Annotated in this window: 12 protein-coding genes; 6 read left to right on the top strand and 6 right to left on the bottom strand. The window is 63.8% G+C overall.

Translation table 11 applies throughout. From position 1 onward, the window contains the following. Nucleotides 1–24: 24 nt before the first annotated feature. From C6558_RS25435 to C6558_RS25425, 3 genes are all read right to left on the bottom strand, one after another. Nucleotides 25–330: a hypothetical protein gene (locus C6558_RS25435; protein ID WP_025427898.1), complete on the bottom strand. Its 306-nt coding sequence runs from the start codon at nucleotides 328–330 to the stop codon at nucleotides 25–27. A 176-nt stretch (nucleotides 331–506) separates the two neighbouring features. Beyond that, complete coding sequence (locus C6558_RS25430) at nucleotides 507–1,373, bottom strand: NAD(P)-dependent oxidoreductase (protein WP_057221059.1); 867 nt, start codon at nucleotides 1,371–1,373, stop codon at nucleotides 507–509. A gap of 23 nt (nucleotides 1,374–1,396) precedes the next feature. Further along, the gene (locus tag C6558_RS25425; protein WP_025427896.1) at nucleotides 1,397–2,158 is read right to left on the bottom strand and encodes an SDR family oxidoreductase; all 762 of its coding nucleotides are present in this window, start codon (nucleotides 2,156–2,158) and stop codon (nucleotides 1,397–1,399) included. Nucleotides 2,159–2,272: 114 nt separating this feature from the next. On the opposite strand from C6558_RS25425, the gene C6558_RS25420 reads away from it, so the two are divergent. The 3 genes from C6558_RS25420 to C6558_RS25410 all read left to right on the top strand — a co-directional run bounded on the left by C6558_RS25420 (nucleotide 2,273) and on the right by C6558_RS25410 (nucleotide 4,822). Further along, nucleotides 2,273–3,178, top strand: a complete 906-nt coding sequence (locus tag C6558_RS25420; RefSeq protein WP_025427895.1) for a LysR substrate-binding domain-containing protein — start codon at nucleotides 2,273–2,275, stop codon at nucleotides 3,176–3,178. A gap of 93 nt (nucleotides 3,179–3,271) precedes the next feature. Next, nucleotides 3,272–4,030: an AraC family transcriptional regulator gene (locus tag C6558_RS25415; RefSeq protein ID WP_025427894.1), complete on the top strand. Its 759-nt coding sequence runs from the start codon at nucleotides 3,272–3,274 to the stop codon at nucleotides 4,028–4,030. 30 nt (nucleotides 4,031–4,060) lie between these two features. Then, nucleotides 4,061–4,822 carry a sulfite exporter TauE/SafE family protein gene (locus tag C6558_RS25410; protein WP_025427893.1) on the top strand — a complete coding sequence of 254 codons (762 nt, stop codon included), beginning with the start codon at nucleotides 4,061–4,063 and terminating at the stop codon, nucleotides 4,820–4,822. A 74-nt stretch (nucleotides 4,823–4,896) separates the two neighbouring features. On the opposite strand, the gene carA is transcribed toward C6558_RS25410, so the two are convergent. After that, nucleotides 4,897–6,102, bottom strand: a complete 1,206-nt coding sequence (gene carA / locus C6558_RS25405) for a glutamine-hydrolyzing carbamoyl-phosphate synthase small subunit (RefSeq protein WP_025427892.1) — start codon at nucleotides 6,100–6,102, stop codon at nucleotides 4,897–4,899. Nucleotides 6,103–6,426: 324 nt separating this feature from the next. Between carA and C6558_RS25400 the strand changes: the two genes are divergently transcribed. Beyond that, nucleotides 6,427–6,876 (top strand): GatB/YqeY domain-containing protein, encoded by a 450-nt coding sequence (locus tag C6558_RS25400; RefSeq protein WP_025427891.1) that lies wholly within the window; start codon nucleotides 6,427–6,429, stop codon nucleotides 6,874–6,876. On the opposite strand, the gene C6558_RS25395 is transcribed toward C6558_RS25400, so the two are convergent. Continuing rightward, nucleotides 6,857–7,114, bottom strand: a complete 258-nt coding sequence (locus tag C6558_RS25395; protein WP_025427890.1) for a hypothetical protein — start codon at nucleotides 7,112–7,114, stop codon at nucleotides 6,857–6,859. The genes C6558_RS25400 and C6558_RS25395 overlap by 20 nt on opposite strands. 236 nt (nucleotides 7,115–7,350) lie before the next feature. Between C6558_RS25395 and dnaG the strand changes: the two genes are divergently transcribed. Continuing rightward, complete coding sequence (dnaG, locus tag C6558_RS25390; RefSeq protein WP_084814562.1) at nucleotides 7,351–9,369, top strand: DNA primase; 2,019 nt, start codon at nucleotides 7,351–7,353, stop codon at nucleotides 9,367–9,369. Between the two features lie 57 nt (nucleotides 9,370–9,426). Here the strand turns inward: dnaG and C6558_RS25385 are convergent, their stop codons facing one another. After that, complete coding sequence (locus C6558_RS25385) at nucleotides 9,427–10,266, bottom strand: hypothetical protein (protein WP_025427888.1); 840 nt, start codon at nucleotides 10,264–10,266, stop codon at nucleotides 9,427–9,429. A 198-nt stretch (nucleotides 10,267–10,464) separates the two neighbouring features. On the opposite strand from C6558_RS25385, the gene recQ reads away from it, so the two are divergent. After that, complete coding sequence (recQ, locus tag C6558_RS25380) at nucleotides 10,465–12,342, top strand: DNA helicase RecQ (RefSeq protein ID WP_025427887.1); 1,878 nt, start codon at nucleotides 10,465–10,467, stop codon at nucleotides 12,340–12,342. Nucleotides 12,343–12,543: the final 201 nt, after the last annotated feature.

Genomic DNA, 12,543 nt, shown 5'->3' with positions numbered 1-12,543 from the left:
AATCAGAGTCGAACTGCCCTTCGTTCAAGCCCCCGGAACCTCGTCATCGCCGACGACGCCGCCCTCGCTTTCGAGAATGGAGAGGCGACGTGCCTCGGAACGGGTAAACTTCAGGCAGACGCCGATGCCGCGTTCGCCTTCCGGCAGAAAAATGGCGCCGGCATTTTCGAGTGCATGCGTCAGCGACACGATCACCGCGTCGGCGGGCTTTTCCAGCTTGCGCTCGAACTTCAGGATCGTGTCTTCGTCGACGCCTGAAAAGCTCGCCAGCATCTCGCGCGAAATTTCGATCAGAGCCCGGGCGGCGCGGCACTGTGGACCTGTAATCATCGTCACCTCCAGTTGCGGCGAGGATGCGTGAAGCCCGGCGGCGGGTCAACAGCAAGCGAGGGCCCGCGACCTTTCGACCGCGGACCGTTTTGCTCGAGCCGGTTGGTTATGACGATGTTTAGGCGAGCGGCGGACGCTGCTTTCGCCGGCGCCTGCCACCCGTGGACGACAGAACCCTATTTTGCCCGCATTCCCTCGATGATGCCGGAGATCTCGTCGGCACCGAAGCCGCCGGCGAGGCGCTTTTGCGCCAGTCTTTCGATCGGATCCATGAACGCCGGATCGATGCCCTGGCTGCGGCTTGCGGCGACGATATTGGTGATCGCCACCGATTGCATCGCAAGGTTCGACATCACGTCGCGGGCGTGGTCGCCGCTGTCGATCCGCTCGGCAAGGTCGGGCAGAGCCGTCATCATCGCTGCCAGCCAGGGCTCGACGAAGGCTAGGAACTGTATTGCCGTGACGCCAACGCTGCCGGCAAGCGCCGTTGCGTGCAGATAGCCGCCGAAGAGGCCGTACATCGCCGACAGCAATGCGAGGTCGTTGACCGCGGCGAGAACAGGATCTTCGCCGAGATAGTGGCTCTGGCCAAAGGCAGCCAGTTGCTCCTTTGCGCCCTCAAACGCATCGGCGCTGCCGCTGTAGAGAATGAAGGCGTGCGACGAGCCGATCATCGGCGGCGTCGCCATGATGCCGCCGTCGAGATAGAGCGCACCGTATCCGCCAAGACGGCCGGCGATCGCCCGGACCTCGTCCGGGCGACCATCGGTGAGGTTGACGACGGTCTTGCCGGCCAGCAAGGGAGCGGCGTCGGCAAGCGTGGCTTCGGCGGCGGTATAATCGGTGAGGCACAGCACGATCACGTCGCTGACGTCGATGGCTTCCTGCACCGTTTCGGCTCGGCGCGCGCCGCGGGCAACAAGTGTGTCAGCCCGCGCCTGGGTGCGGTTCCAGACCGTCGTTACGTTACCTGCTTCGATGAGGGCGTTTGCGAGGGCCGTGCCCATGGCGCCGAGGCCGATGATGGTGATGCAATTGGACATCCGATTCTCCGTTCTGGCTTGTTTCAGGCAGCCGGCGACAATTGCTGGCCGAGACCGCCATCGACCGTCAGCCTCGCGCCAGTGGTAAACGTCGCGTCGAAGGCGAGGAACAGCACGGCGCGGGCCACTTCGTCGGCGGTGCCGTTGCGGCCCATGGGCGTGATCGCGTCCCCCAGCGCCTTGAACTCTGCACGCTCGGCATCGGTGATGCCGGCAACGCCCTTGGTCGGCGTGTCGATGAAGCCGGGGCTGACCGAGTTGACGCGGATGCCGCGTGGCAACAGTTCGGCGGCAAAGACGGAGGCAAACGAGATCAGTGCCGCCTTGCTGCCGCTATAGACAGCCATGCCCGCATGACCGCCGACATCGGCGACAGAAGAGGTGAAGACGATGGAGCCGCCGTCGCGGATGAGCGGCGCCAGCCGCTGCACGGTGAAGAAGGCGCCCTTGGTGTTGATGGTGAACTGTCGGTCGTAGGAGGCCTCCGTCACCTGGTCGAACGGTTCGAGCAGCGACGTGCCGGCGTTGACGTGCAACAGATCGATCGACCCCAGCTTTTGGCCGACGGTCGCCCCGAGCACGGCGATCTCGCCGAGGTCGGAGATGTCGGATTTTACCGCATGGACACGCGCCCCGAAGCGCTCCTGGATCTTGGCGAGGTTGGCCGCATTGTTGCCGGTCAAGAGTACTTCCGCGCCGCCGTTGACGAGCCGTTCGACTGTCGCCAGGCCCATGCCATGCGTGCCGCCGATGACGACGGCTTTCTTGTCCTGATAGCTACCCATGATCTTTTCCTTCGATGTGAGTTCGATGGAGAAGAGATAAATTCATGGACGATATTGCGGAAGACGGGCAAATGTGGATGTATCGTCCACATTTGTAGACATCGGAAAATGGCCATGCGCAATCTCAACGACTTCATCGTCTTTGCCCATGTGGTCGATCACAAGGGGTTCGCGCCGGCCGCGCGCGCGCTCAACATGCCGAAATCGACGCTGAGCAAGCGCGTGGCCGAACTGGAAAAGACACTCGGCGTCAGGCTGATCAACCGCACGTCGCGCCGCTTCACCGTGACCGAGATCGGCGAGGACTTCTATCGACATGCCGCGGCGATGCTGATCGAGGCGGATGCGGCCGAAGCCATCGTCAAGGGCCGGCTCGCTGAGCCGAGCGGCACGGTCAGGATCACCGCCTCAGTGCCGACGGCGCAGATGACGCTGGCAGGCCTTCTACCGCCGTTGGCGCTCGCATACCCTAAGATGCGCGTGATGGTGCACGCGACCGACCGTTTCGTCGACGTCGTCCAGGAAGGCTTCGACATCGCCGTGCGCGATCACTTCGCGCCCTTGCCCGATTCGGGTCTTGTGCAGCGGCGGGTGGCAACGGACGCCATCTGGCTGGTGGCGGCACCGGCCTATCTCGAAAGCCGCGGGGCCCCGCGCGAACCGAGCGAGCTTTCGCGTCATGACGGACTTCTGGCGTCGTTGACCGCCGAGGGATGGACGATGCGCAATGATGCGGGTGTGGTCGTCCGGGTCCGTCCGGAGCCGCGTTTCCTTGCGGACGAATCCAATGTGCTCCGTGCGGCCGCCGTTTCCGGCCTCGGCATCACCGCGCTGCCGCGCAAACTCTGCCGGGCGGAAATCGAGGAGGGCAGCCTCGTTCGTGTCCTGCCCGATTGGGAAGCGGGCAGCGTCACCACGACCCTGCTGATGCCGCATCGGCGGGGGCAACTGCCGTCGGTGCGCGCGGTGGTCGACTTCATCGCCGAGCATCTGCCCGGCGCGCAAGGGTCGGCCGCATAGCTGCAATGATTGGCCAGATGGCGTGCATCACTGCCGTTGCGCGTCGGGCGGCCCCAACCTATCCTTCGCCCGAACGGATGCCCGAGTTGTCGAATGATCCCGCACGAGAACCATCAATGGACTTATTGGCTGGGCCGGGCGTCGCCTGAAGTCGAGTACGCCTTCTGGGCTGGCGGGCCTGCACCGGCACTTGGCATGCATTTCCACCCCGAAAGCCAGCTGACGACGGTGCATTCCGGCTGTCGCGCCTTTCAGGTGGGAAGCGTGATACTCCGGGTCGAGGCGGGGCAGTGCCTGCACATTCCCGCCGGTATGCCGCACCGAAGCCTTGCTGCCGAGCCCGAGGGCGCGCAATGCCTCAACCTCTACGCTGCCCTGCCGGATGCAGGCTGTGGCCCCACAGTATACTCGCTTCGTGAACTCGGGCTTTCCGAAGGGGAGGCCGATCCGCTCGCGCTGCTCCGCGGCGTTGGGGAACGATTGCAAGCGGGTGGCAGGTTGCCGGGACATGCGAGCGACGATCTCTGGCTTGGCGATATCGGTGTAAGCAGCATGACGGTCGGCAAGATCGCCGTTCGTCATGGTCTGAGCCGCGAAGGTTTCAGTCGTCGGTTCACGCGGCTGATCGGTATGTCGCCGCACGCCTATCGGCTGATGCACCGCCTGAACGCGGCCCGGCGCGATCTGCGATCGGAAACGTCGGTGGCCGACATCGCAGCAAAATATGGTTTTGCCGACCAGAGCCATCTCGGCCGTCATTTCCGCCGCGTCTTCGGCGCCACACCACGCGCCTATGGCGAAAACATGCGGGCGGTCACAAACGTTCCAGACGTGGTCACGGCCACAGGCTAGATCTCTTCGCATCATTGCGAAAGGCATGGCATGGACGGACTGATCGCGCCTCTTCTGTTTCTCGCCGGCATAGCCGGCGGCATCATCAATGCGCTAGCAGGGGGCGCAACGCTGATCACCTTCCCGGCGATGCTTGCCGCGGGTCTTCCGCCTGTTGTTGCCAATGCCTCGAATGCCATTGCCATCGCACCTGGGCACCTGCTGGCGGCGATTGCCGATCGCGAGAAGCTGCCGACCTTCGATCGGCGCATGCTGGTCCTGCACGCCCTCTGCGTCGTTGGCGGCGTCATCGGCGCACTGGTTCTGCTTGCGCTTCCCGATCGCCTCTTCGTGCTGCCGGTTCCCGGGCTCATCGGCCTTGCCACGCTGCTCTTTGCGTTTGCGCCGCGCATCGGCCAGTGGACCGTAACGCATCGCGGGAAGGGACAAGCATCAAGGACCGAAGGAATGGCCGCGCTGTTTGCCACTTCGATCTATGGCGGTTTCTTTGGTGCGGGGCTCGGCATCCTCCTGACGGCGGTGCTTTCGCTGCAAGAGCCGGGCGACATCCGCAAGGTCAAGGTGATGAAGAACCTGCTCGGCAGCTGTGTCAGCCTCGCGGCGATCGTCATCTTCATCGCGAAGGGCATGGTGCAATGGCCTGAGACGCTGACGATGTTGTCGGGCGCGCTGATCGGCGGCTATGCCGGCGGTCATCTGGTGCGGGTGCTGCCGGCCCAAGTCGTGCGGCTGTTCGTGATCCTCTCCGGCGCGGTCATGACCTGCGTCTATGCCGGCCGCTACTGGTTTTAAGGATGGCAGAAAGTTAGGGTTCAAATGAAAAAGGCCCGCTTGGAGCGGGCCTCTATGCTGTCTCGGTCGCGCGCTCAGCGCTCGGCAAGCGCCGGTTCGCCCTTTTTCTCGCGCACGAGGTTCATGAACCGGCGGAAGAGGTAGTGGCTGTCCTGCGGGCCCGGCGAGGCTTCCGGGTGATGCTGCACCGAGAACACCGGCTTGCCGGCGACGCGCAGGCCGCAATTGGTGCCGTCGAACAGCGAAATGTGAGTCTCTTCAACACCTTCCGGCAGCGACTTCGAATCGACCGCGAAGCCGTGGTTCATCGAGACGATCTCGACCTTGCCCGTGGTGTGATCCTTGACCGGATGGTTGGCGCCATGGTGGCCCTGGTGCATTTTTTCGGTCTTGCCGCCAAGCGCCAGCGCCAGCATCTGGTGACCGAGGCAGATACCGAACACCGGGATATCGCTCTTCAGCAGGTCCTGGATGACAGGCACGGCGTATTCGCCGGTTGCCGCCGGGTCGCCCGGGCCGTTGGAGAGGAAGATGCCGTCCGGCTTCTGGGCAAGCACCTCTTCGGCGCTCGTCGTTGCCGGCATCACGGTGACGCGGGCGTTGAGGCCGGTGAAGAGGCGCAGGATGTTGCGCTTGACGCCGTAGTCGAGGGCGACGACGTGGTAGTCGGCCTCGGCATCGCCGAGCGTCGAATAGCCTTCGTCCCAGACCCAGGGCTTCTCGGTCCACTGCGAGGACTGGCCGGAGGTCGCGACCTTGGCAAGATCGAGGCCTTCAAGCCCGCTCCAAGCCTTGGCTTCCTTCTTCAGCGTCTCGATGTCGAAGACGCCTGAGGGATCGTGGGCGATGACGGCGTTGGGCATGCCGTTTTCGCGGATCCAGGCGGTGAGTGCCCGGGTGTCGATGCCGCAGAGGCCGATGATGCCGCGGGCTTTCAGCCAGGCATCGAGGTGCTTGACGGACCGGTAGTTCGACGGCTCGGTGATATCGGCCTTGAAGATCACGCCGACCGCGCCGTGGCGGGCTGCCGGCGTCAGGTCTTCGATGTCCTCGTCATTGGCGCCGATATTGCCGATGTGCGGGAAGGTGAAGGTGACGATCTGGCTGAGGTAGGAAGGATCCGTCAGGATTTCCTGGTAGCCGGTCAGTGCCGTGTTGAAGCAGACTTCCGCCTGCACCTTGCCGGTTGCGCCGATGCCCTTGCCTTCGATGACGGTGCCATCGGCAAGAACGAGCAAAGCGGTGGGTTTTTCAGTGGTCCATGCGGGTGTCGCGGTCATCGTTCCTATCCCGTTGCGGCGCGAGGCGGGGCTTGAAAGCCCGACGGCTGATCGCCATTTTATGTGCTCAGGCATGGACGCGCGGAATCCCCGCGAAAAGTGCTCACATGCCAATGTCGTGCAGGTGCGGGAAAATAGCCAAAGCGCAAAGCCCGGTCAACCAGCCGCTGTGAATTGTCTGGAAATAAAATTCCTTTTAATTCAAGCGGTTGTGTAATCCGTTTGATTGCACCTGCCACACTGGTTTAAGACGACGACAACATTGACGCATCGAACCGGTTCCGGGCAAGAGCACCGCGGGCCGGCTTCGACATGGAGAAAGACATGCGCGACCAGTTCGCTGAGGTACTGAAAGAAGCCCTGAAGGCCAAGGACACGCGGCGCACCTCAACCGTGCGGCTGATCCAGGCTGCGATCAAGGATCGTGATATTGCCAACCGTGGCCTGGGCAAGGATCCGGTCGGCGACGACGAGATCCTGCAGATCCTCGCCAAGATGATCAAGCAGCGCGAGGAATCGGCGCGCATCTACGACCAGGGCGGCCGGCCGGAGCTTGCCGAGCAGGAGCGGCAGGAAATCGTCATCATCAACCAGTTCCTGCCGGCTCAGTTGCCAGAGGATAAGGTCAAGGAACTCTGTGCTTCGGTGATCCAGGAAACCGGCGCGCACGGGCTTCGCGACATGGGCAAGTGCATGAACGCGCTCAAGGAACGGTATCCCGGCCAGATGGACTTCGCCAAGGCCTCCGGCCTGGTCAAGGACCTGCTGAAGTAACCGACTGCGCCCGCTCGTCTGCGGCGGGCGCCGTTGCGGCATTGAAATTGCCGGTGAGCCTTTCATGGGCCTGATCGATCAGCGCGAACTTCTCCGCCTGATAATCCCAATATTCCCGGATGAAACCCTGCGACAGCCAGAGGCTGCTGCGACCCGGCGGGCCATCCCATCCCATGCCGCTGGGCACGGCGTTGAAGAAGCCGGCGCTGGATGCAAGTGCTTCGACGGTGATGGCCATGATGCGGGATCCGAGGTCGGGAGGCGAATTCATCCTGTTGTGCTTGGTCGGAGTCAGGGTCGATGCACGGCCTGGGTGTAGAAACATGTTCGCGCTAGACGCGCATCATCCGATGACCTACAGCAAGCGGGGTTTGCAATTGCCTTTTTACAGCCTGTGAATTGCGGGCAAGGCCGGTCAGCGCTGTGGCGTCCGGCGGTTTCGCCGCCTATATGGAGGATTGACCAGAGGTACCCATGCGCTTTTCACAGTCCTTTCTTGACGAGATACGCGACCGCGTGCCGATTTCGGACGTGATCGCCAAACGCGTCACCTGGGATCGGCGCAAGACCAATGTCTCGCGCGGCGACTACTGGGCCTGCTGCCCGTTCCACGGCGAGAAATCTCCGAGCTTCCACTGCGAGGACCGCAAGGGCCGCTACCATTGCTTCGGCTGTGGCGTTACCGGCGACCACTTCCGCTTCCTCACCGATCTCGAAGGCCTGAGCTTCCCCGAGGCGGTGCAGCAGATCGCCGACATGGCCGGTGTTGCCATGCCGCAGCCCGACCCGCAGGCCGAGAAGCGCGAAAAGGAACGCACCAGCCTGCTCGATGTGATGGAGCTGGCGACCCAGTTTTTCGAGGACCAGCTACAGACGGCCAATGGCGCCAAGGCGCGCGCCTATCTGCGCGAGCGCGGGCTGACCGGCCGCACCATCGAGACCTTTCGCCTCGGCTTTGCGCCCGACAGCCGCAATGCGCTGAAGGAATTTTTGGCCGGCAAGGGCATCGGCAAGGAGCAGATAGAGGCCTGCGGCCTGGTGGTGCATGGTCCCGAAGTGCCGGTTTCCTACGACCGCTTCCGTGACCGCATCATGTTTCCGATCCTGTCGTCGCGCGAAAAGGTCATCGCCTTCGGCGGCCGCGCCATGTCGCCGGATGCGCCGGCGAAGTATCTCAATTCGAATGAGACCGAGCTCTTCCACAAGGGCAACGTGCTCTACAACTTTGCCCGGGCACGCCGTGCAATGTCCGGGGGCAGCCGCCCCGGTGATGCCGGGCAAAACGAAAGTGCTACGGCGACGATCATCGCGGTCGAGGGCTATATGGACGTGATCGCGCTCCACCAGGCGGGCGTCGAGAATGCCGTTGCGCCGCTTGGAACAGCACTCACCGAAAACCAGCTCGATCTGCTCTGGAAGATGACGTCGCAGCCGGTGCTCTGCTTCGATGGCGACGGCGCCGGCATCCGCGCTGCCAACCGCGGCGTCGATCTGGCGCTGCCGCATCTGAAACCCGGCCGCTCGGTGCGCTTTGCCATGCTGCCTGACGGCAAGGACCCGGACGATCTGGTGCGGCAAGAGGGGCGGGCGCCCTTCGACCAGGTGCTGGCCAATGCAAGGTCGCTGGCCGAGATGGTCTGGCAACGTGAAATCCAGGTCGGCTCGTTCGATACGCCGGAAAAACGCGCCGAACTTGAAGCGAGGCTGAAGCAGGTCACCGCCGTCATTGCCGACGAAAGTGTGCGGCGCCACTATGGCCAGGACATGCGCGACCGGCTGCACGCCTTCCTGCAGGCCTCAAGCCCCGGTCGCGGCGGCGAGCGGCGGCAATTCGAGCGCGGCGGCCGCCAGGGCGGCGGCCAACGCGGCGGGCAGGGTGGACGCCAGCCCAACACCTCGGGTCCGACGGCAATCTCGGACCGGCTGGCGCGCTCGTCGCTGGTCAGCGGCCAGCAGGCGGTGCCCTCGTTGCGCGAAAGCGTGCTGGCGCTCACCATCGTCAACCACCCGCAACTGCTGTTTGACGAATACGACGAGATCTCGACCATCGAGTTCGACCACCGCGATCTGCAACGCTGCTGGGCGGCGGTGCTCAATGCGGCTGCCGCCAACGGCCCGCGCCTGACGCGTGAAGGGCTGGTGGAACAGCTGGAAGCCGAAGGCTTTGCGCCCTTGATCGCGGCCATCGACCAGCAGATCCGCTATGCCCGGCTGTGGACGGCGACAGCTGCTGCGGCACCCGAGGATGCGCGCGAGGGTTACCTGCAGGCGCTGGCGCTGCACCAGCGCTCCAAGGCGTTGCATTGGCAGCGGCGCGAGCTGGAGCGGGAACTGGCGCATGCGACCGAGGAGGGAGACCTCGAGGCCGTGCCTCAGCTCCTGCGCACACTTCAGGAAGTACAGTTCGAAGTGACGCGGCTTGAAAACCAGGAAGCGATCATCGAAGGCTTCGGTGTGCTCTCCGGCCGCGTGAAGGGACCGGCGGCCCGGTGACCGCCGAAAAGTCGCGCGCCCACGCCGAAATCCGGTCCGGTCTCAACAGTATGCCGACTATTCGCGCCAATGTTCGGCCACCCAGGGAGCTGGGCGGATATAGTGGCGCAGGTAGCGGATTGGATTCTTTTCACGCCGGTCACCGGAAAACAGGCGCCGGATATGCCCGAGCGGCGTGTCCACGCGGCCGCGATAGCCATACTGTCCGTCGATCGCATGCTGCGGCAGCAGGCTGCGGGGGAAAAGCACCACGCGTGCATCGGTCGGCAGGCGCGGCGCGAAGAAGTAGTTTAGGGGGAGCGGCCAGTGGCAGTCCTGCCGGAAATGCAGCACCCAGCGCCTTGGGAAAAGTTTTACGCCGCCCGGCGCGTTGCGCGTCACGAAACGCTGCTCGAAGCGGTATTCATTGGCAACGGCTTGCGGATCGGCCAGGAACTTCTGCTGCAGCGGCACCAGCTTGCCGACCGGGAAGCGAAACAGCGAGGTCTGGCCGAGCCGTTCGAACGGCGTCGTCTGGTTGCGCGCCAGGATCACATCGTCGGGTTCTCCGACCTCGAAGAAGGCGTCGAGCGACCCGACGATGACGATATCGAGGTCCAGAAACAGCACCGGTCCGCTGAGGTTGCCCAGCTTGGCGCCCCATAGCCGAGATTTGTTCCAGATGCCCGGCGTCTTCTCGGGCATTTTTCCAATGTCCAGCGGCGGCAGATCCTCGCAGAGAATTTCCGGGTGCAGACCCTCGCGATTGTCGGTGAAGCAGGTGAAGGTGAAGGGCGGGGTGATGTTGCGCGCCGCCATGGCATAGAGGCGGTTGATGAAGGGCGCGCCGTATTTGGTCCCCCAGTTGATGCAGATTAACTGCTTGACGCCGCCGCTTGCCGCCAGAATGCTAGACATCGTTACTTTCCAGTTTTTTCAATCCACGAGATTGCCGGTGACCGGAAGGGTCGCATCGGCGGCGAGTTCAGCTAACAGGTCCGAAGCCGCCCGTCCAGCCGCCGCGATTTGCCTTGCTCTATTCCGTTGACCGGAAGGCTATGGCATTGCGGTCGCTTGGGGCGATGATGATCAGGTGATTCCCGTAAAGGAGATATGATGGAGATTGGGCAAAGGGCGCAATGCGCCAAGGGCGTCGCCGGCCATCTCTTCGACGGAGCCGCGCCGGCACCTTTGGATGTGCTCAAACGCGTCTATGGCTACTCCGCCTTTCGCGGCCGGCAGCAGGAGGTGGTCGAGCATGTGGCCGCCGGAGGCGATGCAGTCGTTCTGTTTCCGACCGGCGCCGGCAAGTCGCTCTGCTTCCAGATCCCTGCACTCTGCCGTCCCGGCCTCGGCGTCGTCGTTTCGCCGCTGATCGCGCTGATGCGCGATCAGGTCGAGGCGTTGAAGCAGCTCGGCGTCAATGCGGCGGCACTCAATTCGTCCCTGACGCGCGAAGAAGCGGTGGCCGTGCGCCGGCAGATTGCCGATGGCACGCTTGACCTCCTCTACGTCACGCCCGAGCGCATCGTCACCGATGGTTTCGCCGATCTCATCGGCAATGCCCGCATTGCGCTTTTCGCCATCGACGAGGCCCATTGCGTTTCGCAGTGGGGTCATGATTTCCGGCCGGAATATCGCACCCTCGGCCTGCTTGCCGAGCGCTATCCCGGCGTTCCGCGCATCGCGCTGACGGCGACGGCCGATCCGCATACCCGCGAAGACATTATCGAGCGCTTGTCGCTGCAGGGCGCCGAAGTCTTTACCACCAGCTTCGACCGACCGAACATCGCCTATGAAATTGTCGAGCGCGACCAGCCGCGCCAGCAGTTGCTGCGCTTTGTCTCCCGCTTCCGCGGATCGTCCGGCATCGTCTATTGCCTGTCGCGGGCAAAGGTCGAGGACACTGCGGAATGGTTGAACGGGCAGGGCATTCGAGCGCTGCCCTATCACGCCGGCATGGACCGGACGCTGCGCGACACCCATCAGGACGCGTTCCTCAAGGAGGAGAGCCTCTGCCTGGTCGCAACCGTCGCCTTCGGCATGGGCATCGACAAGCCGGATGTGCGCTATGTCGCCCATCTCGATCTGCCGGGCTCGGTCGAGGCCTATTACCAGGAGACCGGCCGCGCCGGACGTGACGGCCAACCGTCCGAGGTCTGGATGGCCTATGGCATGGCCGACGTCTTGCAGCGCCGCCGGATGATCGACGAGGGCGCAGTGGCGGACGAAATCAAGCGCATCGAGCGCGGCAAGCTCAATGCGCTTTTGGCGATCTGTGAGACGGCTGGCTGCCGCCGACAGGCGATCCTCGCGCATTTCGGCGAGGCGCATCCCGGTCGTTGCGGTCATTGCGATACCTGCCTGAAGCCCGTGGAAACCTGGGACGGCACCGAGGCCGCGATCAAGGCGCTCGCCGCCGTCTACCGCACCGGCGAGCGCTTCGGCACCGGCCATGTCGTCGACGTGCTGATGGGGACCGTCAACGAAAAGACCGAGCGTTTCGGCCATGTCGACATCCCGGTCTTCGGCGCCGGCAAGGATCTGCCGGCGCGTACCTGGCAATCGGTGTTTCGGCAATTGCTGGCCGCCGGTCTCGTCAGCGTCGATCACACGGCCTTCGGCGCAGTCAAGCTCGAAGCGGAGGCCCGCGCCGTGTTCAAGCGCGAGCGCCAGGTGCTGTTTCGCAAGGACCGCCCGCAGACGGGCAAGGCGGCGCGGCAGGCGAAATCGGGCAGCCAGCGCGAGCGCGCCGACCTTGCCGGTTCCGACCTCGAACTGTTCGAACTGCTGCGCGCCGAGCGCTTCACCATCGCCAAGGACCTGAACGTGCCGCCCTACGTCGTCTTCCCGGATGCAACGCTGATCGCGCTCGCCAAGGAGCGCCCGCGCGGCTTCGACGAGCTGCTCGACATCCCCGGCATCGGCGAAAGCAAACGCGAGCGGTACGGCGAGGCATTTCTGGCCGTGATCGACGGGTATTTGGAGGGGTGAGGCCCGACGATTAGCTCTCGCGGTTGGGCTTTGTCCCGATTCTCGTATCTTTTCGGCACTGGTGCAGTACGAAGTTGGGGGAGTTCCGCCCTCAGACCAGCTAAGTCGCGCCGCCGACGCGGCGCGGCTGGATTCCTGTGACAAGCACAGGAATGAGGGCGTGGCGGGCGGTCGAAATTCTTTCACCCAACTACAATTTTT

Origin of the sequence: Ensifer sp. NM-2, from assembly GCF_003024455.1 — a bacterium.
GTDB classification, from domain to species: domain Bacteria; phylum Pseudomonadota; class Alphaproteobacteria; order Rhizobiales; family Rhizobiaceae; genus Ensifer; species Ensifer canadensis.
This window is presented reverse-complemented; position numbering and strand designations above follow the sequence as displayed.

Bases quoted from the DNA above. Each gene is read 5' to 3' on its own strand.
- C6558_RS25420 (WP_025427895.1), top strand. From the start codon at position 2,273: ATGCGCAATCTCAACGACTTCATCGTCTTTGCCCATGTGGTCGATCAC.
- C6558_RS25395 (WP_025427890.1), bottom strand. From the start codon at position 7,114: ATGGCCATCACCGTCGAAGCACTTGCATCCAGCGCCGGCTTCTTCAAC.
- C6558_RS25425 (WP_025427896.1), bottom strand. From the start codon at position 2,158: ATGGGTAGCTATCAGGACAAGAAAGCCGTCGTCATCGGCGGCACGCAT.
- C6558_RS25435 (WP_025427898.1), bottom strand. From the start codon at position 330: ATGATTACAGGTCCACAGTGCCGCGCCGCCCGGGCTCTGATCGAAATT.
- carA (WP_025427892.1), bottom strand. From the start codon at position 6,102: ATGACCGCGACACCCGCATGGACCACTGAAAAACCCACCGCTTTGCTC.
- C6558_RS25385 (WP_025427888.1), bottom strand. From the start codon at position 10,266: ATGTCTAGCATTCTGGCGGCAAGCGGCGGCGTCAAGCAGTTAATCTGC.
- C6558_RS25430 (WP_057221059.1), bottom strand. From the start codon at position 1,373: ATGTCCAATTGCATCACCATCATCGGCCTCGGCGCCATGGGCACGGCC.
- C6558_RS25400 (WP_025427891.1), top strand. From the start codon at position 6,427: ATGCGCGACCAGTTCGCTGAGGTACTGAAAGAAGCCCTGAAGGCCAAG.
- C6558_RS25410 (WP_025427893.1), top strand. From the start codon at position 4,061: ATGGACGGACTGATCGCGCCTCTTCTGTTTCTCGCCGGCATAGCCGGC.
- dnaG (WP_084814562.1), top strand. From the start codon at position 7,351: ATGCGCTTTTCACAGTCCTTTCTTGACGAGATACGCGACCGCGTGCCG.
- recQ (WP_025427887.1), top strand. From the start codon at position 10,465: ATGGAGATTGGGCAAAGGGCGCAATGCGCCAAGGGCGTCGCCGGCCAT.
- C6558_RS25415 (WP_025427894.1), top strand. From the start codon at position 3,272: ATGATCCCGCACGAGAACCATCAATGGACTTATTGGCTGGGCCGGGCG.